The organism is Kribbella flavida DSM 17836 (assembly GCF_000024345.1).
GTDB lineage: Bacteria > Actinomycetota > Actinomycetes > Propionibacteriales > Kribbellaceae > Kribbella > Kribbella flavida.
In genome coordinates, this window is record NC_013729.1 from 1,399,226 (window position 1) to 1,420,733 (window position 21,508).

General features: G+C 70.7%; 19 protein-coding genes. 10 read left to right on the forward strand and 9 right to left on the reverse strand.

Going from position 1 to position 21,508, the window contains the following annotated elements; genetic code table 11:
• The first annotated feature begins 39 nt into the window (after positions 1-39).
• The gene (locus KFLA_RS06575) at positions 40-282 is read left to right on the forward strand and encodes an SCO4848 family membrane protein (protein ID WP_012918990.1); all 243 of its coding nucleotides are present in this window, start codon (positions 40-42) and stop codon (positions 280-282) included.
• Between the two features lies 1 nt (position 283).
• Here the strand turns inward: KFLA_RS06575 and KFLA_RS06580 are convergent, their stop codons facing one another.
• Complete coding sequence (locus KFLA_RS06580; RefSeq protein WP_012918991.1) at positions 284-1,075, reverse strand: AraC family transcriptional regulator; 792 nt, start codon at positions 1,073-1,075, stop codon at positions 284-286.
• 23 nt (positions 1,076-1,098) lie between these two features.
• On the opposite strand from KFLA_RS06580, the gene KFLA_RS06585 reads away from it, so the two are divergent.
• Complete coding sequence (locus KFLA_RS06585; protein ID WP_012918992.1) at positions 1,099-1,980, forward strand: M55 family metallopeptidase; 882 nt, start codon at positions 1,099-1,101, stop codon at positions 1,978-1,980.
• 59 nt (positions 1,981-2,039) lie between these two features.
• A complete protein-coding gene (locus tag KFLA_RS06590) occupies positions 2,040-2,465 on the forward strand; it encodes a DUF2000 domain-containing protein (RefSeq protein ID WP_012918993.1) in 426 nt (141 codons plus the stop codon).
• Positions 2,466-2,590: 125 nt separating this feature from the next.
• Here KFLA_RS06590 and KFLA_RS06595 read toward each other — a convergent pair whose 3' ends face one another.
• The 5 genes from KFLA_RS06595 to sdhC form a co-directional block, all read right to left on the reverse strand.
• Complete coding sequence (locus KFLA_RS06595) at positions 2,591-2,785, reverse strand: hypothetical protein (protein WP_041289181.1); 195 nt, start codon at positions 2,783-2,785, stop codon at positions 2,591-2,593.
• Between the two features lie 147 nt (positions 2,786-2,932).
• The gene (locus tag KFLA_RS06600) at positions 2,933-3,637 is read right to left on the reverse strand and encodes a succinate dehydrogenase iron-sulfur subunit (protein ID WP_012918995.1); all 705 of its coding nucleotides are present in this window, start codon (positions 3,635-3,637) and stop codon (positions 2,933-2,935) included.
• Entirely contained in the window at positions 3,637-5,379 is a 1,743-nt protein-coding gene (sdhA, locus tag KFLA_RS06605) for a succinate dehydrogenase flavoprotein subunit (protein WP_012918996.1), read from the reverse strand. Before sdhA ends, KFLA_RS06600 begins: the two co-directional genes overlap by 1 nt.
• A gap of 19 nt (positions 5,380-5,398) precedes the next feature.
• Positions 5,399-5,860, reverse strand: coding sequence for a succinate dehydrogenase hydrophobic membrane anchor subunit (locus KFLA_RS06610; protein ID WP_012918997.1), 462 nt, complete (start codon positions 5,858-5,860; stop codon positions 5,399-5,401).
• A gap of 6 nt (positions 5,861-5,866) precedes the next feature.
• Positions 5,867-6,244: a succinate dehydrogenase, cytochrome b556 subunit gene (gene sdhC, locus KFLA_RS06615; RefSeq protein ID WP_012918998.1), complete on the reverse strand. Its 378-nt coding sequence runs from the start codon at positions 6,242-6,244 to the stop codon at positions 5,867-5,869.
• Between the two features lie 276 nt (positions 6,245-6,520).
• On the opposite strand from sdhC, the gene KFLA_RS06620 reads away from it, so the two are divergent.
• On the forward strand, positions 6,521-7,336 hold the full coding sequence (locus KFLA_RS06620) for an MBL fold metallo-hydrolase (protein ID WP_012918999.1): 816 nt from the start codon (positions 6,521-6,523) through the stop codon (positions 7,334-7,336).
• Positions 7,337-7,368: 32 nt separating this feature from the next.
• Here the strand turns inward: KFLA_RS06620 and KFLA_RS06625 are convergent, their stop codons facing one another.
• Positions 7,369-8,538 carry a glycosyltransferase gene (locus KFLA_RS06625; RefSeq protein WP_012919000.1) on the reverse strand — a complete coding sequence of 390 codons (1,170 nt, stop codon included), beginning with the start codon at positions 8,536-8,538 and terminating at the stop codon, positions 7,369-7,371.
• A complete protein-coding gene (locus KFLA_RS06630) occupies positions 8,535-9,779 on the reverse strand; it encodes a glycosyltransferase family 4 protein (protein WP_202797088.1) in 1,245 nt (414 codons plus the stop codon). Before KFLA_RS06630 ends, KFLA_RS06625 begins: the two co-directional genes overlap by 4 nt.
• A gap of 230 nt (positions 9,780-10,009) precedes the next feature.
• Between KFLA_RS06630 and KFLA_RS06635 the strand changes: the two genes are divergently transcribed.
• Complete coding sequence (locus tag KFLA_RS06635; protein ID WP_012919002.1) at positions 10,010-11,584, forward strand: acyl-CoA mutase large subunit family protein; 1,575 nt, start codon at positions 10,010-10,012, stop codon at positions 11,582-11,584.
• A 36-nt stretch (positions 11,585-11,620) separates the two neighbouring features.
• Here the strand turns inward: KFLA_RS06635 and KFLA_RS06640 are convergent, their stop codons facing one another.
• On the reverse strand, positions 11,621-12,808 hold the full coding sequence (locus KFLA_RS06640) for an amidohydrolase (RefSeq protein ID WP_012919003.1): 1,188 nt from the start codon (positions 12,806-12,808) through the stop codon (positions 11,621-11,623).
• Positions 12,809-12,984: 176 nt separating this feature from the next.
• Between KFLA_RS06640 and KFLA_RS06645 the strand changes: the two genes are divergently transcribed.
• From KFLA_RS06645 to KFLA_RS06665, 5 genes are all read left to right on the forward strand, one after another.
• Complete coding sequence (locus KFLA_RS06645) at positions 12,985-15,762, forward strand: alpha-L-rhamnosidase-related protein (protein ID WP_012919004.1); 2,778 nt, start codon at positions 12,985-12,987, stop codon at positions 15,760-15,762.
• 221 nt (positions 15,763-15,983) lie between these two features.
• Positions 15,984-17,060, forward strand: a complete 1,077-nt coding sequence (locus KFLA_RS06650) for a BMP family lipoprotein (protein WP_012919005.1) — start codon at positions 15,984-15,986, stop codon at positions 17,058-17,060.
• A gap of 113 nt (positions 17,061-17,173) precedes the next feature.
• On the forward strand, positions 17,174-18,724 hold the full coding sequence (locus tag KFLA_RS06655; RefSeq protein WP_012919006.1) for an ABC transporter ATP-binding protein: 1,551 nt from the start codon (positions 17,174-17,176) through the stop codon (positions 18,722-18,724).
• Positions 18,725-19,936, forward strand: a complete 1,212-nt coding sequence (locus KFLA_RS06660) for an ABC transporter permease (RefSeq protein ID WP_012919007.1) — start codon at positions 18,725-18,727, stop codon at positions 19,934-19,936.
• Positions 19,933-21,219 carry an ABC transporter permease gene (locus KFLA_RS06665; protein WP_012919008.1) on the forward strand — a complete coding sequence of 429 codons (1,287 nt, stop codon included), beginning with the start codon at positions 19,933-19,935 and terminating at the stop codon, positions 21,217-21,219. Before KFLA_RS06660 ends, KFLA_RS06665 begins: the two co-directional genes overlap by 4 nt.
• The last annotated feature ends 289 nt before the right edge of the window (positions 21,220-21,508 follow it).

Here is a 21,508-nt window from a genome sequence, read left to right on the forward strand (position 1 = left end):
GGCCGCCCCCTACGTTTCCGCACCTGGGACACTGGCCGGGTGAAACTCGAACGCAAGCATGCCCTGGTGCTGATCGCGATCGCGGTCTGGAACGTCGTCACCTACGTGACCTTCATCAAGAACCTGGCCGCCACCGAGAACCGCCCGACCGGGTACTACGTCGCGCACACCGTGCTGATCGTGGTCAACCTCGGCATCGCCGGCCTGCTCGGGACCTGGGGAGTCCGTGCGCTCAAGGCGAGCCGCGACGTACGTCGTACGGACGCGGATCTGACGGTCTGAGTCAGGACCGGGCGAAGCGGCTCGGGGTGACGCCGAGCATCCTGCGGAAGTGCCGGGTCAGGTGCGACTGGTCGTAGAAGCCGGCCAGCGTGGCGACCTCGGCCGCCGGCCGGCCCGCCAGTAGCTGACGGCGAGCCAGGTCGACCCGGCGTCCGGTCAGGTACCGGTGCGGCGGGATGCCGTACTCCCGGCTGAACGCTCTGACCAGGTACGCCGGGTCCGCGTGCACCAGCTTCGACGCCTCGTCGAGCGTGATCCCGCCGGGCAGATGCGCGTCGAGCACCTCCCGCAGCCGCCCGGCGACTCCCGCGTCCCGATGCGCGGCCGGCCGGACCACCTGCCGCCGCAGGTGCTGCCGTAGCCGCTGCTCGATCAGCGTGAGCCGGCTCTCCGCCTCCAGCGGTTCCCGCCCGTCCGCCAGTACTCCGTGCAGTTGCTCGATGCGCCGCCGGAGTACCGGGTCGAGCAGTTCGGGCTGGTCGACCGCCGCGCCGATCAGGTCTGCTCCGAGCCGGTCGGGCTCCAGGTAGAGCACCCGCTTGCGGAAGCCCTCCGGCCGGACCGAGCGGCCGTCGTGCGGCACGTTGGGCGGCAGCAGGGAGACCTGCGCCCGGGTCAGGCCGTGCTCGCGGTGGTCCAGGTCGTAGCGGACCACGCCCTCGTCGACGAGCAGGATCGTCCAGGCGTCGTGAGTGTGGCTCGGGTAGGCGTGGGACGGGAAGTAGGCGTGCAGGACCTCGACGACCCCGTCCAGCCCTGGCTGCCAGGCCCGGACCTGTGCACTTCCGCTCACTGTTCAGAACATACGCTGCTGCGATGAAGGTTTACATCAGCGCGGACATGGAGGGCGTCACCGGCCTGGTCGACGCCGAGGACGTGCAGCCGCCCGGCCGGGACTACGAGCGGGGCCGGGTGATGATGACCGAGGACGTGAACGCGGCCGTGCGCGGCGCCTACGCGGCCGGCGCCGCCGCCGTCCTGGTGAACGACGCGCACGGCCCGATGCGCAACCTGCTGCCGGACCTGCTCGACCCGCGCGCCGTGCTGATCAAGGGCCGCCCGAAGCCGCTAGGAATGATCGAGGGCCTGACCAGCGAGTACGACGCCGCGCTGTGCGTCGGCTTCCACTCCCGGGCCGGGGTGCTCGGTGTGCTCAGCCACAGCTTCATGGGCCACGAGATCGAGGACATCTGGCTGGACGACCGGGTGACGGGCGAGATCGGCATGCTGCACGCGGCCGCCGGCGCGCTCGGCGTCCCGGTCGCGGCGCTGACCGGCGACGACGCGGCCTGCGCGGAGATGACCGGGTGGGATCCGGCGGTCGCCACCGTGCCGGTGAAGTACGCCAAGGACCGGTTCGCCGCCCAGCTCGTCCCGGTCGCCGAGGCGCGGGCCGCCATCGAGCAGACCGTGCGGTCCTCCCTGCGCAGCCTTCGGGCAGCCGGCTCGGAGCGCGAATCGGCACCGGCTGCCGACCAGGAGGTTGGGCCTGGGGCCGCCGGGTTGCCGGCGACCCGCCGGCTGACCGTGCGCTGGCAGTCCGCGTCCGTCGCCTCCCACTTGATCGCTGTGCCCGGCGTCGAGCGGACCGACGACCGCACCGTCACCGTGTCGGGCGACATGGTCACCCTCTACCGCCTGTTCAACCTGTTCCTGCGGGTCGCCACCGCCGTCACCAGCAACCCGCCGTACTGCTGAGCCCAGCTGGTCAGAAACGTACAAGCTCCACCAGCCGCCGCACCGGCAGAGTTGGGCTTGTGGACGACGAACAGATCAGATTCGACACCAAGCTCGCCGTACTGCTGCGGGACGACCTGGCCACCTGGCAACGCCTCAACGTGACCGCCTTCCTGGTCTCCGGCCTGGCCGCCACCATCCCGGAGCTCACCGGCCTCCCGTACGAAGATGCCGACGGCACCCAGTACCTGCCGATGTTCCGCCAGCCCGTGCTGGTTTTCGAGGGCTCGAAGGAGCTGATGGCCGTCGCGCACTCCCGGGCCCTCGGCCGTCGGCTGCCGCACTCGATCTTCACCGCCGACCTGTTTGCCACCGGCAACGACCGCGACAACCGCGCCGCCGTGAAAGCCGTCGCCCAGTCCGAGCTCGACCTCGTCGGCCTGGCCCTGCACGGCCCCAAGAACGCCGTCGACAAAACCCTCAAGGGCACCCACATGCACCCGTGAGCCGCCGTCAGCGCGGCTCGAACTCCTGCCACCGCCGGCCCCGGTCGACGCTGGTCGCGAACACCTCGGGAACGCACAACGACGGCCCCCGCGAGCAGTGTCGCGGGGGCCGTCAGGGTCAGGGCTTACAGCAGGTTCGCGAGCGTGAAGGCGGTGGCCGACAGCGTCAGCGCGACAGCGGCGGTGACGACCTCGGCGCGGGAGCGGTGGGTGAGGCGGAGCCAGTGGAGGCGGGGGCGGTCCACGAGGGCGTACAGCGCGGCGCGCGGGGCGGGCGGCCGGTCGGCGGCGAGCTGCGGGGCTTCGAGAGTGCTGAGCACGGGAAATGCCTTTCCCATCACGTTGCTGTGGGCGACATGTCTGTACCCGACAGGACATGGTTGCCACTTCGGGCCACCGCCAAACCTCGGAGAACAAAACGCCCCAGAACCCACTTCTGGGGTTCTGGGGCGCCGAGCGCGGGACGGTCAGACCCGGCGGAAGATCAGCGCGCGCTTGACCTCCTGGATGGCCTTGGTGACCTCGATGCCGCGGGGGCAGGCGTCGGTGCAGTTGAAGGTGGTGCGGCAGCGCCAGACACCTTCGGAGTCGTTCAGGATCTCCAGCCGCTGCTCGGTGCCCTCGTCGCGGCTGTCGAAGATGAACCGGTGCGCGCCGACGATCGCCTGCGGGCCGAAGTACTGGCCGTCGGACCAGAAGACCGGGCAGGACGTCGTGCAGGCGGCGCACAGGATGCACTTGGTGGTGTCGTCGAAGCGCTCCCGGTCGGCCTGGGACTGGATCCGCTCCCGGCTCGGCTCGTGGCCGTCGGTGACCAGGAACGGCATCACCGAGCGGTACGCGTCGAAGAACGGCTCCATGTCGACGACCAGGTCCTTGAGCACCGGCAGGCCCTTGATCGGCTCGACGGTGATCTCGCGGTCCGGGTTCAGGTCCTTGATCAGCGTCTTGCAGGCCAGCCGGTTGCGGCCGTTGATCCGCATCGCGTCGGAGCCGCAGACCCCGTGCGCGCAGGACCGGCGGAAGGTGAGCGTGCCGTCCTGCTCCCACTTGATCTTGTGCAGCGCGTCCAGCACCCGGTCCGTCGGCTGCAGGGTCACCGCGTAGGTGACCCACTCGGAGTCCTCGGTGACCTCCGGGTTGTACCGGAGGATCTTGACCTTGACATCCATCAGTACTTGCGCTCCATCGGCTTGTAACGGGTCTGGACCACCGGCTTGTAGTCCAGCCTGATGCTGGTGTTGCCATCGGCATCGACCTCGCGGTACGCCATCGTGTGCCGCATGAAGTTCACGTCGTCGCGCTTGTCGTAGTCCTCGCGGAAGTGCCCGCCGCGGGACTCCTTGCGCTCCAGCGCGGAGACCACCAGCACCTCGGCCAGGTCGATCAGGAAGCCCAGCTCGACGGCCTCCAGCAGGTCGGTGTTGAACCGCTTGCCCTTGTCCTGGACCGCGACCCGGGCGAACCGCTCCTTCAGCGACTCGATGTCGACCAGCGCCTGCTTGAGCGAGCCCTCGGTCCGGTACACCTGCGCGTTCAGGTCCATCGTGGCCTGCAGGTCGGCCCGGATCGCCGCCACCCGCTCGTCGCCGGTGGCGTTGCGCAGCCCCTCGACCAGCTCGACGACGAACTGCTCCGGGTGCTCCGGCAGCTCCTCGAAACCGGCCGTCTCGGCGTACTCCGCGGCCGCGATGCCGGCCCGGCGGCCGAACACGTTGATGTCGAGCAGCGAGTTCGTGCCCAGCCGGTTGGCGCCGTGCACGGACACGCAGGCGACCTCACCGGCGGCGTACAGGCCGGGAATGACGTCCTCGTTGTTGGCCAGTGCCTCGCCCTTGATGTTGGTCGGGATGCCACCCATCGCGTAGTGCGCGGTCGGGAAGACCGGGATCTGCTCGGTGTACGGCTCGACGCCGAGGTAGGTCCGGGCGAACTCGGTGATGTCCGGCAGCTTCGCGTCGATGTGCGCGGGCTCGAGGTGGGTCAGGTCGAGCATCACGTACGCGCCGTCCGGGCCGCAGCCGCGGCCTTCGCGGACCTCGTTCGCCATCGCCCGGGCGACCATGTCCCGCGGCGCCAGGTCCTTCACGGTCGGGGCGTAACGCTCCATGAACCGCTCGTTGTCCTTGTTGCGCAGGATGCCGCCCTCACCGCGGGCCGCCTCCGACAGCAGTACGCCGAGCCCGGCCAGGCCGGTCGGGTGGAACTGGAAGAACTCCATGTCCTCCAGCGGCAGGCCCTTGCGCCAGACGATGCCCATGCCGTCGCCGGTCAGGGTGTGCGCGTTCGAGGTGGTCCGGAAGACCTTGCCGAAGCCGCCGGAGGCGAACACCACCGACTTGGCCGAGAAGATGTGCAGCTCGCCGGTGGCCAGCTCGTAGGCGACCACACCGGTCGCCTTGCCGGCCACCATCAGCAGGTCGAGCACGTAGAACTCGTTGAAGAACTCGACGTTCTGCTTGATGCACTGCTGGTACAGCGTCTGCAGGATCATGTGGCCGGTCCGGTCCGCGGCGAAGCAGGACCGGCGCACGACGGCCTCGCCGTGGTTGCGGGTGTGGCCGCCGAAGAAGCGCTGGTCGATCTTGCCCTCGGCCGTCCGGTTGAACGGCAGGCCCATCTTCTCCAGGTCGAGCACCGCGTCGACGGCCTCGCGGCACATCACCTCGGCCGCGTCCTGGTCGACCAGGAAGTCACCACCCTTGACGGTGTCGAAGGTGTGCCACTCCCAGTTGTCCTCCTCGACGTTGGCCAGCGCGGCGCACATGCCGCCCTGGGCCGCGCCGGTGTGGGACCGGGTCGGGTAGAGCTTGGTCAGCACCGCGGTCCGGGTCCGCTTGCTGGACTCCAGGGCGGCGCGCATCCCCGCGCCCCCCGCACCGACGATGACGACGTCGTACTGATGCCGCTGCATGACAGGCCTCTCTGAAAAATTACTGGCAGACCGACAGCGTGGAGTGGGGATCCAGGCAGGGGTCGAAGGTGAAGATGACCAGGGTGCCGAGCACCACCACCACGATCGAGGCGGTGACCAGCAGGGACTTCAGCCAGAACCGGGTCTGGTCCTTCTCCGCGTAGTCGTTGATGATCGTGCGCAGGCCGTTGGTGCCGTGCAGCATCGCCAGCCACAGCATCAGCAGGTCCCAGACCTGCCACAGCGGGTTGGCCCACTTGCCGGCCACGAAGCCGAAGTCGAGCGCGTTGATGCCGTCGCCGACCATCAGGTTGACGAACAGGTGGCCGAGCACCAGCACCACCAGCGCCAGCCCGGACAGCCGCATGAACAGCCAGCCGTACAGCTCGAAGTTGGTCTGTCCGGAGCGGTTCCGGCCCCCGCCCTTGAGCGAGCGAGCCCGGCTGGAGGAACGCGGCTGAGCGATCTCAGGAGTGCTCATGTCAGGTCAGCCTCCGAAGACGTGGGTCAGGTGGCGGATCACGAACGGCACGAACAGCGCGACCCAGACGACGCCGACGCCGATCATCATCTGCCGCTGGTAGCGCGGGCCCTGGGTCCAGAAGTCGACCAGGATCAGCCGGACGCCGTTGAACGCGTGGAACAGGATGGCGGCTACCAGGCCGACCTCGAGCAGGCCGACGACGGGGTTCTTGTAGGTGCCGATCACCTCGTTGTACGCCTCCGGGGAGACCCGGACCAGCGCGGTGTCGAGCACGTGCACCAGCAGGAAGAAGAAGATGCCGACGCCGGTGATCCGGTGCAGGACCCACGACCACATGCCCTCGCGGCCGCGGTACAGGGTGCCAGCTGGCTTGCTGGGCAAACCGATCCTCCGATCGGACGACAGACCGCAGCCGGGGGACGCGGCGACTCCGGGGCGTCAGATCAGCAAAGGGGCCGCGATCGGCTCGGCCTGGAAAGGAACCAGGTCGTTTCCGATGCTATCGCTGCGCCGATCCCTTTCCGGGCCGTGCCCGTGTGACATCGCTCTCCCGGGTGTTCCCGCTCACTGGCCCAGTGGTTCGCGGCCCGATTGGCTCCTGCGTCCGGCCCGCGGCGGCCCTAGGGTCGGAGCAGAGCACAAGGAGAGGGGATCACGGTGAGTTTCTGGATCTGTGCGACCTGCGCGGTCGAGCACGCGGAGCAGGTCGAGGTGTGCGCGATCTGCGCCGACGAGCGGCAGTGGGTCCCGGCCGACGGCCAGCAGTGGACCACCCTGGAGGAGCTGGCCGCGGCCGGCTACCGGGTGAAGGTCAAGGAGGTCGAGCCCGACCTGTACGGCGTGACGTCGGAGCCCGGCGCGGGCATCGGTCAGCAGTCGATGCTCGTCCGGACGTCCGAGGGCAACCTGCTGTGGGACCCGATCGGCTACCTCGACGACGACGCCGTGCAGGCGGTCCGGGAGTTGGGGGACGTGGCCGCGGTGATCGCGAGCCACCCGCACATGTTCGGCGTCCAGGTCGAGTGGAGCCGTCGGCTGGGCGGCGTACCGGTGTACGTGTCGGAGGCGGACGCGTCCTGGATCGCGCGCCCCGACCCCGTCATCCAGACCTGGTCGGGCACGCTCGACCTGCTGCCCGGCGTCACGTTGATCCAGCCCGGCGGGCACTTCCCCGGTAGCGCGGTCGTGCACTGGGCGGCCGGAGCCGACGGCAAGGGCGTCATCCTGGCCGGCGACACCATCTTCGCCAACCCGGACCGGACGTCGGTCAGCTTCATGCGCTCCTACCCCAACCGCATCCCGCTGTCCGGCGCTGTCGTCGACCGGGTCGCCAAGTCCCTCGACGTCTTCGAGTACGACCGCCTGTACGGCAACTTCGGCGGCTCCATCCCGGTCGACGCCCGCCAGGTCGTCCGCTTCTCCGCCGACCGCCACGCCGCCTGGGCCCGCGGCGACTACGACCACCTGACCTGAGCCCGCGCTGAGGGCTCGTTGATCAAGGCACCCTAAGCCGCCAGCCTGCTCCGAGCCAGCCGGTTGTGCAGGGTGAGCATGCGCTGGACGCAGGTGGCCCAGTCGTACTGCTCGGCGCGGGCGCGGGCTGCGGGTCTGCGGTCTGGCACGGTCATCAGCTCCTGTGCGGCGTCCGCGAGCGTTTTCGGGTGTGCCTGGGCCCAGCGGCCGCAGGTTTCGTCGACGAGTTCTCTCGCGCCGCCGGTGTCCGCGGTGACGACGGGGGTGCCGGCGGCGAGGGCTTCGAGCACGGCGAGGCCGAAGGTTTCGCCGGGGCAGACGGACAGGGCGACGTCGGCCTCGGCGAGGTGGCGGGCCAGGGTGGTGCGGCCGTCGACGTAGCCGTGGAAGTGCACGGGGGCGGTGCCGGCGATGGCGACCAGCTCGTCGAGGTGCGGGCCGGCGCCGTACACGTCCATCCGCAGCGGTACGCCGCGGCGGTGCAGCTCGACGGCGGTGGCGACGGCCAGGTGCGGGCTCTTCTCGCGGGAGAGGCGGCCGGCGTGCACGAGTTTGAGGATGCCGTCGTCGGCGGGTTCGGCGCGGGCGGGGTGGAAGGTGTCGAGGTCGACGCCGAGAGGGATGCGGACCAGCGGGGTGGTGACCTCGTCGAACTCGGCCGCGGCGTAGCGGGAGGTGACCACGACCGCGTCGTACGTGCGGCCGAGCAGCTTGTAGAGCGCGCCGACCCCGGCGGCCACACCGAACTGCCGGTACTGGCCCGTCTCGCCGCCCCACCAGCTCGGCCGCACGACCTCCCCGGTTCGGCGGACCGCGCGGGCGGCGCGCAGGGAGAGCATGGCGTCCAGGCGTTCGTGGCTGAACAGCACCGAGCCGATGCCGTTGCGCCGGGCCCAGCGGGCGACCGGCAGCAGGGTGGACTTGTCGGAGATCTCGACCGTGGTGGGGCCGAAACGTTCGAGCGTCTCGATCACCCGCCAGGGGTCGGTGATCAGGCGGTAGCCGCCGCCGACCTTCGGGGCCTTCATCCGGACCACGGTGCCGGCGTCGGTGTCGGTGACGCTGTCGCGTTCGCCGGGGGTGATCAGGATGCGGTCGGCGCCGGCGTCGCGGTAGCCCTGGCCGAGGTGCTCGATCGCGGTCCGCATCCCGCCCGAGGTGGGGCCGACGAAGTTGGCCAGCTGGGCGATCCGCAGCGTCATGCGACCCGCCGAACCCGCGCCGCACGCCCGGTCGCCGCACGCCCGGTCGCCGTACGGCTGCCGGCCGCGGGTCCGGACGCCGGACCGCCGGCCGGGCCGTCGGTGCCGGTGAGCTGAGCTGCGGGCTGCCGGCCCGGCGCGACCTCACGCAGTACGTCGGCGTAGTGGCGGTCGATCAGGTCGTCCACCACGGCCGGCCAGGTCCTGGTCTGGACGCGCAGCAAGCCGCGGGCCGCCATCGAGGCGCGGGCGTCGGGGTGGTCGAGCAGGAACGACACCGCGTCCCGCAACGACCCGGCCTGCCCCGGCTCGAAGAGCAGCCCGGTCTCACCCGGGTGGATCAGGTCCAGCGGTCCACCCGCCGCCGGCCCGACCGTCGCGACGCCCGAGGCCTGCGCCTCCTGGATCGTCTGGCAGAAGGTCTCGTGCTCGCCGGTGTGCACGAACACGTCGAGCCCGGCGAAGATCGAGGCCAGCTCGGCACCCCGGCGCATCCCCAGGAACGTTGCGTCCGGCAACGTGTGCTCGAGGGACACCCGGTCCGGTCCGTCGCCGACCACGACCAGCCGGCAGTTCAGCCCGGCCAGCTCCGCGAGCCGCCGTACCTTCTTCTCCGCCGCCAGCCGTCCGACGTAGCCGACGATCGGCCGCCCGTCGGGTGAGATCTCCCGGCGCCACTGCTCCGAGCGGTGCCCGGGGTCGAACAGGTCCAGGTTCACCCCGCGGCCCCAGTGGTGCACCCGCGGTACGCCGGCCTGGACGAGCTGCGCCATCGACGCCGACGACGGCGCCAGCGTGCGGTCCACCCGCGAGTGCGTCCGCCGCAGCCAGGCCCAGACGGCCCGGTCGGTCTTGGCGAACCACGGGTACTGCCGGGCGAACCCGGCGATGTCGGTCTGGAACACGGCCACGGTCGGCAGCCCGAGCCGCCGCGCGGCCCGCAACCCGTACGCGCCGAGAATGAACGGCGACGCCAGGTGCACCAGCGCGGGCCGGAACTCGGCCATCGCCCGCTCGATGCCCGGATCGGGCAACCCGACCGGGAACTCCTTGTAGCCCGGGATCCCGAAGCTCCTGGCCCGGAGCACCCGGACTCCCTGGTAGCTGTCCGGACCGGGGCCGGCGGCAATGATCAGCAGCTCGTGCCCCCGGGCGAGCAACCGGTCGGCGACGTGGCGAACGGTGTTCGCGACGCCATTGATCTGCGGCAGGAAGGACTCAGCGACCATCACGATGCGCACGCCACGAAGGTTCCCCAGCCCCGGTGAACCCTCGGCCACCTTCGTGTGACGCGACGACGAGCCCCTGGCGGCGGGCAACCACACACCAGGCGACCAATCACTCCCTGAACGGTGACCAACCGACTACTGCGCGGTGACGAGGGCGAGGGCGAGGGCGAGGGGCGGGGGCGTGCCCGATCTCACCTGGTTGGTGCATACCAGTGGGGGGCTGGTTCTTCTACGGTGGGGGGATGAGCCATCAGACCGAGTCCGGGTGGGACTTCAAGCCGGTGTACGGTCCGCTGGACGGGTTCGATCCGGCGGAGAAGCTGGGCGAGCCGGGGCAGTTCCCGTTCACGCGGGGGGTCTACCCGACGATGTACACGCAGCGGCCGTGGACGATGCGGCAGTACGCCGGGTTCGGCACCGCGGCGGAGTCGAACCGGCGGTACCACCAGCTGATCGACGCCGGCACGATGGGGCTCTCGGTGGCGTTCGACCTGCCGACGCAGATGGGCTACGACTCCGACGCGCCGATCGCGCACGGCGAGGTCGGCAAGGTCGGGGTGGCGATCGACTCGATCGACGACATGCGGGTGCTGTTCGACAAGATCCCGCTGGACCAGGTCTCGACGTCGATGACGATCAACGCGCCCGGCTCGGTCCTGCTGCTGCTCTACCAACTCGTCGCCGAGGAGCAGGGCGTCGAGGGCGCCGAGCTGACCGGCACGATCCAGAACGACGTGCTCAAGGAGTACATCGCCCGCGGCACCTACATCTACCCGCCGAAGGAGTCGCTGCGGCTGATCAGCGACATCTTCGCCTACTGCCAGGCCGAGCTGCCGCGCTGGAACACGATCTCGATCTCCGGCTACCACATGGCCGAGGCCGGCGCGACGCCCGCGCAGGAGATCGCCTTCACGCTGGCCGACGGCATCGAGTACGTCCGGACCGCGGTCGCGGCCGGCCTGGACGTCGACGCGTTCGCGCCCCGGCTGTCGTTCTTCTTCGTCGCCCGGACCACGCTGCTGGAGGAGGTCGCCAAGTTCCGTGCCGCCCGGCGGATCTGGGCGCAGGTGATGCGCGACGAGTTCGGCGCGTCGAACCCGAAGTCGCTGATGCTGCGCTTCCACACCCAGACGGCCGGTGTCCAGCTCACCGCCCAGCAGCCCGAGGTCAACCTGGTCCGCGTCGCGGTGCAGGGCCTGGCCGCGGTGCTCGGCGGCACCCAGTCGCTGCACACCAACTCCTACGACGAGGCGATCGCGCTGCCGACCGAGAAGGCGGCCCGGCTCGCGCTGCGCACCCAGCAGGTGCTCGCGTACGAGACCGACGTGACCGCGACCGTCGACCCGTTCGCCGGCTCGTACGTCGTCGAGGCGCTCACCGACGAGGTGGAGGCCGCGGCGCGGGAACTGATGGACCAGGTCGAGCAGTACGGCGGGGCGGTGGCCGCGATCGAGAAGGGCTTCCAGAAGCAGGAGATCGAGCGGTCGGCGTACCGGATCTCGCAGCAGATCGACAGCGGCGAGCGGGTCGTGGTCGGGCTGAACAAGTTCAAGGTCGCCGAGGAGGAGCCGTACGAGCCGCTCCAGGTCGACCCGGCGATCGAGGCGCAGCAGGTCGAGCGCCTCGGCAAGCTCCGGGCCGAACGGGACCAGGCGGCGGTCGACGAGGCCCTCGCCGAACTGCGCGCGGCCGCCAGCGGGTCGGAGAACTGCCTCTACCCGATGAAAAAGGCGCTGAAGGCAAGAGCCACCGTCGGCGAGGTCTGCGACGCGCTCCGCGCGGTCTGGGGCGTCTACGTCCCCGCCGACACCTTCTGACCCACCCCGTCCCACGTTCAGTTTCGGGGGTGGGGCTCAGTCCAGCAGGGCGGTGGAGACCAGGATCTGGGTGCCGAGGGTGATGGCGTCCTCGGAGGGGTCGAAGCCGGGCGTGTGCAGGTCGGCGGCGGAGTCCTGGCCGGCGGGGCGGACGCCGAGGCGGGCCATCGCGCCGGGCACGTGCTCGAGGTACCAGGCGAAGTCCTCGCCGCCGAGGCTCTGGTCGGTCTGGGCCAGCGCGCCCGCGCCCATCGTCTGCTCGACCGCGGTCCGGAGCACCTCGATCGCGGCCGGGTCGTTCATCACCGGCGGGACGCCGTGGGTGACCTCGGTGTCCACCTCCACGCCGTACGGCGCGACCAGTTGCTCGGCCAGGCCGGGGATCAGCTCGGCGGCCAGGCGCCAGGCGCTGACGTCCAAGCAGCGCAGCGTGCCCTCGGCCTCGCCGCGGGCGGGGATCGCGTTCGCGGCCGACCCGGAGGTGATGCGGCCCCAGACCAGCGACATGCCGGCGCGCGGGTCGACCCGGCGGGAGAGCGCGGCCGGGAGCTCGGTGACCATCGTGGCCAGGGCGTAGACCAGATCGCCGGTGAGGTGCGGGCGGGAGGTGTGCCCGCCGGGACCGGTCAGCCGGACCAGGATCCGGTCCGCGGCCGCGGTCAGCGCGCCGACGCGCAGACCGACCTGCCCGACATCCAGCCGCGGGTCGCAGTGCAGCCCGTAGATGCGCTGAACGCCGTCCAACCCGCCGGCCGCGATCACGCCGAGTGCGCCGCCCGGCATCTTCTCCTCGGCGGGCTGGAAGATCAGGCGCACCCGCCGGTCGAGCAGCCCGTCCCGCGACAGCCCGGCCAGCACCAGCGCCGCGCCGAGCAGCGCCGAGGTGTGGACGTCGTGCCCGCAGGCGTGCGCCATACCCTCGATCGTCGAGCGCCAAGGGGCCTCGACGCCGTCCGGTACCGGCAGCGCGTCGATGTCCGCCCGCAGCGCCACACAGGTGTCGCCGGAGCCGATGTCGCAGATCAGTCCGGTCCCCGTCGGCAGGACCTGCGGCGACAGTCCCGCCTCGGTGAGCCGCTTGCGCAGCAACTCGGTCGTCCGGACTTCGTGCCAGCCGAGCTCGGGGTGCGCGTGCAGTGCCCGGCGGACCGCGATCGACTCGTCCCGGACCTCCTTGACGCGAGCTGCCACGTCCGCGAGCAGCAGCTCGTGCGAAGTCGTCATAGGGCCGATTCTCGCATCAGCTCGTTCCGAGCCCGGGGGTGATGGTGGAAGATGGCTGACCCGGTCCAGGCGCGGCGGGCGGCGCAGGCCCCGGCTGGCCGGACCCGGACACATCCCTGGGCAGGACGGTAAGGGCTTTCCTAGACTGCGGGAACCGCCCCCGGAGGAGCTGTCCCATGCTGAGTCGCCGCCCGAGCCCGTCCAGCCGCCGTACCGTCGCCCTGCTGCTCGCCCTCGCCGTTCTCTCCGTCTCCACCGGCACCACGACTGGCGCCGCGGCCAGTCGGGGATCCGCTCCGGACGCGCCGACCCACCTGACCGTCGGGGACCGGGAACGCCCGCTGGCGGTCGAGGGCCCGCCGCAGTTCGGGTGGTGGCCGCAGGACTCCGACGGCAACGAGATCCAGACGGCGTACCAGCTGCGCGTCCTGCGTGCCGACGGCGCGGAGCAGTGGGACAGCGGCAAGGTGCGCTCGGCGGAGCAGCAGTACGTCGCGTACGCCGGTCCTGCGCTCGCCTCCGGTACGGCGTACCGCTGGACCGTACGGACCTGGGACCGTGCCGGCCGGGTGTCCCCGTGGGCGCCGCCGGCGACCTTCGAGACCGGCCTCACCGACCAGGACTGGGAGGGCGCCGCCTGGATCCGCAGGCTGTCCACGGAGCCCGACGACTACACCCTGGCCCGCAAGGAGGTCGCGATCCCGCGCGGCCGGGTGGTCCGTGCCCGCGCCTACGTCTCGGCGTACCACCAGTACCGCCTGTACCTGAACGGCGCGGAGGTCGACGACGGCCCGGCCTTCTCCTACCCCGGCGAGGGCTACTACCAGGCCACCGACGTCACCCAGCAGCTCCAGGCCGGCCGGCATCTCGCGATCGGCGTCCTCTACCACTGGTACGGCGGCGGCCAGGGCCGGCCGGCGGCGAACGACCACCGGGGGATGCTGCTCAAGCTCGTCGTCGAGTACGCCGACGGCCGGCGCCAGGTGGTCGTGTCCGACGGCAGCTGGCGGGTCCGCCGCGCCTCCCACTTCGAGACCGGCGCTCCGCGGCGCAACAGCGATGCCGGCGACTACACCGAGCGGATCGACGCGCGGCAGGAGCCAGTCGGCTGGGACAAGCCCGGCTACGACGACTCGGTGGTTCCCTGGGTAGCTGCCACAGTTGCGGCGCCGACAGAGATGCCGCGCCTCACCGGGCAGGAGCCCCGCCTGGTCAAGACCGTGAAGCGGCCGGTGTCCGTCCGCCGGTTCGCCGACGGGACGGTCGTCGCGGACTTCGGTGTGGTCGTCCCGGCGCGTCCGGTGATCCGCTTCGCGCACGGCGTCAGCGGACGGGTCGTCGACATCCAGACCAGCTACAACCTCACCCCCGACGGCCACGCCTCCACCGGCCGGACGGACACCCAGGGCAGCGACCTGACGATGCGCTACACCCAGCGCGCCGGCCGGCAGCGGGTCGAGGCGAACCTGCACTGGGGCTGGCGGTACCTGGAGATCAAGGCACCCGGCGAGGTCCTCGGCGCGGGCGACATCGCGGCGATCGTCGAGCACACCGACGTCGACCGCGAAGCCCGCTTCGTCAGCTCGGACCGGACGCTCAACGAGGTGTGGGAACTGCTGCGCCGCTCGGCCCTGTACTCCGTGCAGCACCAGTTCGTCGACACCCCGACCCGGGAGAAGGGCCAGTTCCTGGGCGACGCGGTGGACATCTCCTACGCCACGATGGCGGCCCTCGGCGAACGCGACGCCACCCAGAAGGCGATCCGCGAGTTCCTGCACTCGCAGGACCGGTACTGGTCCACCGGCAACGATCTCGGCCGCTACAACGCGGTCTACCCCAACGGCGACGGCAAGCGGGACATCCCGGACTACTCCGAGATGTTCGTGAACTGGGTCTGGCGCTACTGGCTCGAGACGGGCGACACCGCGCTGGTCCGGCAGGCCTACCCGTACCTGCGCAATACCGCCGACTACGTCACGCGCCACATCCCCGCGACCGGCCCGACCGCCGGACTCGTGACCAACCTGTCCGGCGGCAGCGGGCCCTACCAGTACGGAATCGTCGACTGGCCCGCCGCGGGGCGCTTCGGCTACGACATGGACACCGCGGCCCGGACCACGATCAACGTCCAGGGGTACGACGTGCTGCGCCGGACGGCGGATCTGGCCGCGGCGCTGGGACGGCCCGCGGCGGAGATCAGCGCGTACGGTGTACCGGCTGAGCGGTTGCGGGACGCGATCAACGCGAAGCTGCGGCGGTCCGACGGCGTCTACATCGACGGCCTGTACGCCGACGGACGGCAGAGCACGCACGCCGGGCAGCACTCGACGTCGTACGCGATCGCCTTCCGGGTCGCGCCGGCGGCGGACTTCCCGCAGTTGGCCGAGTACCTCGCAGGGCTCGGGATGAAGCAGGGGCCGATGACCGCGCACTGGTTGCTGCAGGCACTCGCCGACGCCGGCCGGGCGGACGCCGTACTGACCAGGCTCACCGATCCGGACGACCTCGGCTGGGCCAACGTGCTCGCGCGCGGCGGCACGTTCCTGTGGGAGCAGTGGAATCCGGTCAACGACGAGAGCTACTCGCACGGCTGGGGTGCGCAAGCCGCGGTCGACGTGCTCGGCACGATCCTCGGCGTCACCCTCGCCGCGCCCGGCGCCGCCCGGTTGTCCGTCACCGTTCCGGACATCGACCTGGAGTTCGCGCAGGGCACAGTCCCGACCCAGCGAGGACCCGTCACGGTCGAGTGGCGCCGGCGCCCGGCGGGCGGAGTCCGCGCCGAGGTCGAGCTCCCGGTCAACGTGACCGCCACCGTCTCCCTCCCGGCCCCTGGCAACCTCCGCTACGACGCCGACGGACCCGGCCACGCCCGCTACCTCGGCCACAAGAACGGCCGAGCCCACTACGAGGTCGGCTCCGGCGCGACCACCTTCACCGTCCGCTACGACCGCTGAACCGCCCGGCCTCCCCGGAAACGGCTTCTTCGTGACCTACAGTGATCACCTGGTCGCCGGACCGCAGGAGTTTCCGCGGTGTGACGAAAGCGCCGATTACTTTCCGGTATCGAGCGGCTCTTGGCGTTCAAGATGGCGGGACCGGCCCCTATAGTCTGCGGATGCGGCACGCTGGGGAAGGCGTGCCGGGTCAGGAACTTGGTCGACGAAGGAGACGTCCGGTGAAGAAGTACGTGCGGGGACTGGCGATCGTGGGCGCGGTGACGCTCGCCGTCGCCGCTTGTGGCAGCAAGCCGGCCGAGGACTCGGCGAGTGGCGGCGCCAACAAGGACTTCAAGGCCTGCATGGTCTCCGACTCGGGTGGCTTCGACGACAAGTCGTTCAACCAGACGTCGTACGCCGGTCTCCAGGCCGCGGTGAAGGAGAAGGGCCTGACCGAGGTCAAGGCCGAGTCGAAGTCGGACAACGACTACCCGACCAACATGACCGCGATGGTCCAGGCCGGCTGCAAGATCATCATCTCGGTCGGTTTCAAGCTCGAGGACGCCACCGACAAGGCCGCCCAGGCGAACCCGGACATCAAGTTCGCGATCGTCGACTCGGCGCCGGCCAAGCCGATCGCCAACGTGAAGCCGCTCGGCTTCAACACCGCGCAGTCCAGCTTCCAGGCCGGCTACCTGGCGGCGGCGATGTCGAAGTCCGGCAAGGTCGGCACCTTCGGCGGCATCAAGATCCCGCCGGTGACCATCTTCATGGACGGCTTCGCCGAGGGCGTGCGGCACTACAACAAGCAGAAGTCGAAGAACGTCCAGGTGCTCGGCTGGGACGACGCCAAGCAGTCCGGCCTGTTCACCGGTGACTTCGAGGACAAGGCCAAGGGCCAGAACACCGCGCAGAACCTGATCACCCAGGGCGCCGACATCATCTTCCCGGTGGCCGGCCCGGCCGGTCTGGGCGGCCTGCAGGCGGCCAAGGCCAGCAACGGCAAGGTCAACGCGATCTGGGTCGACACCGACGGCTGCGAGAGCGCCGCGGAGTACTGCTCGGTGCTGATCACCAGCGTGAAGAAGGGCATGGACGTCGCGGTCCAGGACGCCATCACCTCGGTCGTCGACAACAAGTTCGACAACAGCCAGTTCATCGGCACCCTGGAGAACGGCGGCACCTCGCTGGCCCCGTTCCACGAGTTCGACAGCTTGGTTTCGGCCGAGCTGAAGGCCGAGCTGGAGCAGCTCAAGGCCGACATCGTGAGCGGCAAGATCACGATCGCGTCGAAGGCGCAGCCGAAGGCTTCCTGAGGCCCGGCGCGACCACGTAGTACGGTGCGAGCCAGGAAGGCGAACCCTGCGGGGGGCCGCCTTCCTGGCTCGCCGTCTGAAGGCTGTTCTCCTGGGAAAGTAGGCATGTCCGCATGCATCTAGAGCTTTCGGGGCTGACCAAGAGCTTCGGTTCCCTGGTCGCCAACGACCACATCGACCTGGTGATCGAGCCGGGCCAGATCCACTGCCTGCTCGGAGAGAACGGCGCCGGCAAGAGCACGCTGATGAACATGCTCTACGGGCTGCTGCAGCCCGACTCCGGCGAGATCGTGATCGACGGCGAAAAGGTGGCGATCACCTCGCCGCGCGACGCGATCGGGCACGGCATCGGCATGGTGCACCAGCACTTCATGCTGGTGCCGGTGTTCACCGTCGCGGAGAACATCATGCTCGGCCGGGAGAACACCCACGCCGGCGGTGTGCTGGACCGCAAGAAGGCGCACGCGCTGGTCACCGAGCTGTCCGACCGGTACGGCTTCGCGGTCGACCCCGACGCGCTGGTGGAGAACATCCCGGTCGGCGTGCAGCAGCGGGTGGAGATCATCAAGGCGCTCACCAACGACGCCAAGGTGCTGATCCTGGACGAGCCGACCGCGGTGCTCACCCCGGCCGAGATCGACGAGCTGATCGCGGTGATGCGCCAGCTGAAGGACAACGGCACCTCGATCGTGTTCATCACCCACAAGCTCAAGGAGGTCAAGGCGATCGCGGACAAGATCACCGTGATCGGCCGGGGCAAGGTGGTGGGCAGTGCCGAGCCGTCGGCGTCCGAGGAGGAGCTGGCCGAGCTGATGGTCGGCCGCGCGGTCGACCTGGTGGTGAACAAGGAGCCGGCCCAGCCCGGCGACCCGGTGCTGCGGGTCGAGGGCCTGACCGTGATCGACGAGCGTGGCTTCACCGCCGTCGACGCGGTCGACCTGGAGGTCCGGGCCGGCGAGATCCTGGCCGTGGCCGGTGTCCAGGGCAACGGTCAGACCGAGCTCGCCGAGGCGCTGCTCGGGCTCACCCCGATCGCGGCCGGCACGATCTCGCTCGACGGCGCCGACCTGAGTCACCGCAGTACCCGGCAGCGGCTCGACGCCGGCATCGGCTACGTGCCCGAGGACCGCGGCCACGACGGCTTCGTCGGCTCGTTCAGCGTCGCGGAGAACCTGGTGCTCGACCTGTTCCGGCAGGCGCCGTTCGGCACCGGGCTGGCGCTGCGGACCGACGAGATCGACCGGAACGCCGCGGCCCGGATCGAGGAGTTCGACATCCGGACGCAGGGCGCGGACCTGCCGGTCTCGTCGCTGTCCGGCGGCAACCAGCAGAAGGTCGTGCTCGCCCGCGAGCTGTCCCGGCCGCTGAAGCTGCTGGTCGCCTCGCAGCCGACCCGCGGCGTGGACGTCGGCTCGATCGAGTTCCTGCACAGCCGGATCGTGGAGGAACGCGACCGCGGGACCGCGGTGCTGATCGTGTCCACCGAGCTGGACGAGATCGCCGCGCTGGCCGACCGGGTCGCGGTGATGTACCGCGGCAAGGTGGTCGGCGTCGTACCGTCCGACACGCCTCGCGACGAGCTCGGCCTGATGATGGCCGGCGCCTCCCAGCGCGAGGCCGAGGTCGAGGCGACCGAGAACCCGACCACGTTGGGAACCATCTAGATGAGCAACGACACGGCCACCGAGCCGCAGCAGCCACCGGCTCCGGCGAGCCCGGTGCGCGAACCCGGCCGCGGCGGCCTGCCCGGCTGGGCGGTCCAGGGACTGGTCTCGCTGAGCGCGATCGTGCTGGCGCTGGTCGTCGGCGCACTGCTGATCATCGTCGGCGACGACGAGGTGAAGACCGCGATCGGCTACTTCGGCGCCGCGCCGCTGGACACCCTGTCCGCCGCCGCGACCGCGGTCGGCGAGGCGTACAAGGCGCTCGCGGTCGGCGCGGTCGGCGGGCTGAACCCGATCGCGGAGTCGCTGACCCAGGCGACCCCGCTGATCTGCGGCGGCCTGGCGGTCTCGCTGGCGTTCCGCACCGGACTGTTCAACATCGGCGCCCAGGGCCAGCTGATCATCGGCGCGATCCTGGCCGGCTACGTCGGATTCGCCTGGCACCTGCCGCCGGTGCTGCACCTCGTGCTCGCGGTGGTGGCCGGCCTGGTCGGCGGTGCGATCTGGGGCGGTCTGGTCGGTCTGCTGAAGGCCCGCACCGGCGCGCACGAGGTGATCGTCACGATCATGCTCAACTACGTCGCCATCTACCTGCTGCAGTGGCTGCTGACCACCTCGGCGTTCAAGCGGCCCGGCCGCGAGGACCCGATCAGCCCGATCGTGGACGCCAACGCGCAGTACCCCCAGTTCGGTGACACCCGGCTGCACGTGGGCTTCCTGCTCGCGCTGGTGGCTGCGGTCTTCGTCTGGTGGCTGCTGAACCGCTCGACGATCGGCTTCGAGCTGCGTGCCGTCGGCGCCAACGCCGACGCCTCCCGGACCGCCGGAATGTCGGTCGGCCGGGCCTACATCGTCGCGATGCTGGTGGCCGGTGCGCTGGCCGGTCTGGCCGGCACCCAGCAGGTGCTCGGCACCGACCTGCCGCTGACCGACGGTGTCGCCGCGACGATCGGCTTCGACGCCATCACCGTCGCCCTGCTCGGCCGCGGTACGCCGCTCGGCACCGTGCTGGCCGGTCTGCTGTTCGGCGCGCTGAACGCGGGCGGCCTGCAGATGCAGCTGCAGACCCAGACGCCGCTGACCCTGACCACCGTGCTGCAGGCCGTGATCGTGCTGTTCGTCGCGGCTCCGGCGCTGGTCCGCTCCGTGTTCCGGTTCCTGCCCAAGGAACGCGGCACCGGCGCCGTCCTCGCGAAAGGCTGGAACGGATGAGCCACACGACCACCCCGGAGACCGTCCGGGTGCCGGCACCGGCCGCGATCGAGGGGCCTGCCGACCGGATCCGCCGGCTGCGCGTCGGCGGGCTGATGGTGGTGTTCGCGCTGATCGGCCTCGGCCTGGCGATCTTCACCGGCGGCGGCAAGGCGACGTTCCAGCTGACCTCCGGCGACCTGGAGAACAACCTGCTCGGCGTGCCGGCCCAGCCGGTGGCCCTGCTGCTCGGCGCGCTCGGCCTGGTCGCCGCAGTCGCCTACGTGCTCCGCCGGGTCCCGCAGCGGTACGCCGGCTGGCTGGCCGTCGTGCTGGGGGTCTGCTTCATCGGCGCGTTCCTGTGCTGGGCGGCGGCCGGCAAGACGTTCCCGCTGGCCAACCAGTTCCAGGGCACGCTGAACTTCGCCACCCCGCTGATCCTCGGCGCGCTGGCCGGGGTGCTGTGCGAGCGGGCCGGCGTCATCAATATCGCGATCGAGGGGCAGTTCCTGGTCGGCGCGTTCACCGCGGCCGTGGTGGCGAGCACGACCGGGAGCGCGGCCGCGGCGCTGGTCGCCGCCGCGCTGACCGGCGTGCTGATGGCGGCGCTGCTGGCCGTGTTCTCGATCAAGTACCTGGTCAACCAGGTCGTGCTCGGCGTCGTGCTGGTGGTCTTCGCGTCGGGCATCACGGGGTACCTGTTCGACCAGTTCCTGCAGGAGGACGCGGAGAACCTGAACACCCCGGCCGTGCTGTCGGCGGTGAAGATCCCCGGCCTGGGTGACATCCCGTTCATCGGCCCGATCCTGTTCAACCAGACGGTCCTGGTCTACCTGACCTACCTCGCGGTCGCGGTGGTCACGTTCGTGCTGTTCCAGACCCGCTGGGGCCTGCGGGTCCGCGCGGTCGGCGAGCACCCGAAGGCGGCCGACACGGTCGGTATCAAGGTCAAGCGGGTCCGGTACTCCGCGGTGCTCTGGGCGGGCGTGCTGGCCGGGCTCGGCGGCGCGTTCTTCACCGTCGGGTACGCCGGTTCGTTCAGCAAGGAGATGACCGCGGGCAACGGGTTCATCGCGCTGGCCGCGCTGATCATGGGCCGCTGGCACCCGATCGGCGCGATGGTGGCGGCGCTGTTCTTCGGCTTCGCCACCCAGTTGCAGTCCCAGCTCCAGATCATCCAGACCCCCATCCCCGGCGAACTGCTGCTGATGGCCCCGTACCTGGCCACGGTCATCGCCGTCGCCGGCCTGGTAGGCCGAGTCAGAGCCCCGAAGGCCGACGGTGAGCCCTACGTCACCGAGTAACCCGGTACGGCCGGTCCCGGGGGCGGCTCCCGCCGTGGACCCGTCCGGACCCACGACTGCTGACTCCGGATCAGTCCGGCGAACTTGCAGCACTCACCAACCCCACTCGGCGGCGGCATCGCGAGGATGGGTGAGCGGGGGCGGCGCCCGATCGCGGACCTTGCTGAGTGCTGCAGGTTCGGCGCCGGGCGCTGACTCGACGGTGGAGGGCGCGCGTCTTCCGCTCCCCGCACTGACCCGCCCGCAGGGGCGGCGGCGTGCAGGTGGTCCGGTGAGGGATGCTGGTGGG

Coding starts and splice junctions, on each gene's coding strand:
- KFLA_RS06610 (WP_012918997.1), bottom strand. CDS start 5,860: ATGAGCACTCCTGAGATCGCTCAGCCGCGTTCCTCCAGCCGGGCTCGC.
- KFLA_RS06645 (WP_012919004.1), top strand. CDS start 12,985: ATGCTGAGTCGCCGCCCGAGCCCGTCCAGCCGCCGTACCGTCGCCCTG.
- KFLA_RS06600 (WP_012918995.1), bottom strand. CDS start 3,637: ATGGATGTCAAGGTCAAGATCCTCCGGTACAACCCGGAGGTCACCGAG.
- KFLA_RS06665 (WP_012919008.1), top strand. CDS start 19,933: ATGAGCCACACGACCACCCCGGAGACCGTCCGGGTGCCGGCACCGGCC.
- KFLA_RS06625 (WP_012919000.1), bottom strand. CDS start 8,538: ATGACGCTGCGGATCGCCCAGCTGGCCAACTTCGTCGGCCCCACCTCG.
- KFLA_RS06655 (WP_012919006.1), top strand. CDS start 17,174: ATGCATCTAGAGCTTTCGGGGCTGACCAAGAGCTTCGGTTCCCTGGTC.
- KFLA_RS06585 (WP_012918992.1), top strand. CDS start 1,099: ATGAAGGTTTACATCAGCGCGGACATGGAGGGCGTCACCGGCCTGGTC.
- sdhA (WP_012918996.1), bottom strand. CDS start 5,379: ATGCAGCGGCATCAGTACGACGTCGTCATCGTCGGTGCGGGGGGCGCG.
- KFLA_RS06635 (WP_012919002.1), top strand. CDS start 10,010: ATGAGCCATCAGACCGAGTCCGGGTGGGACTTCAAGCCGGTGTACGGT.
- KFLA_RS06660 (WP_012919007.1), top strand. CDS start 18,725: ATGAGCAACGACACGGCCACCGAGCCGCAGCAGCCACCGGCTCCGGCG.
- KFLA_RS06640 (WP_012919003.1), bottom strand. CDS start 12,808: ATGACGACTTCGCACGAGCTGCTGCTCGCGGACGTGGCAGCTCGCGTC.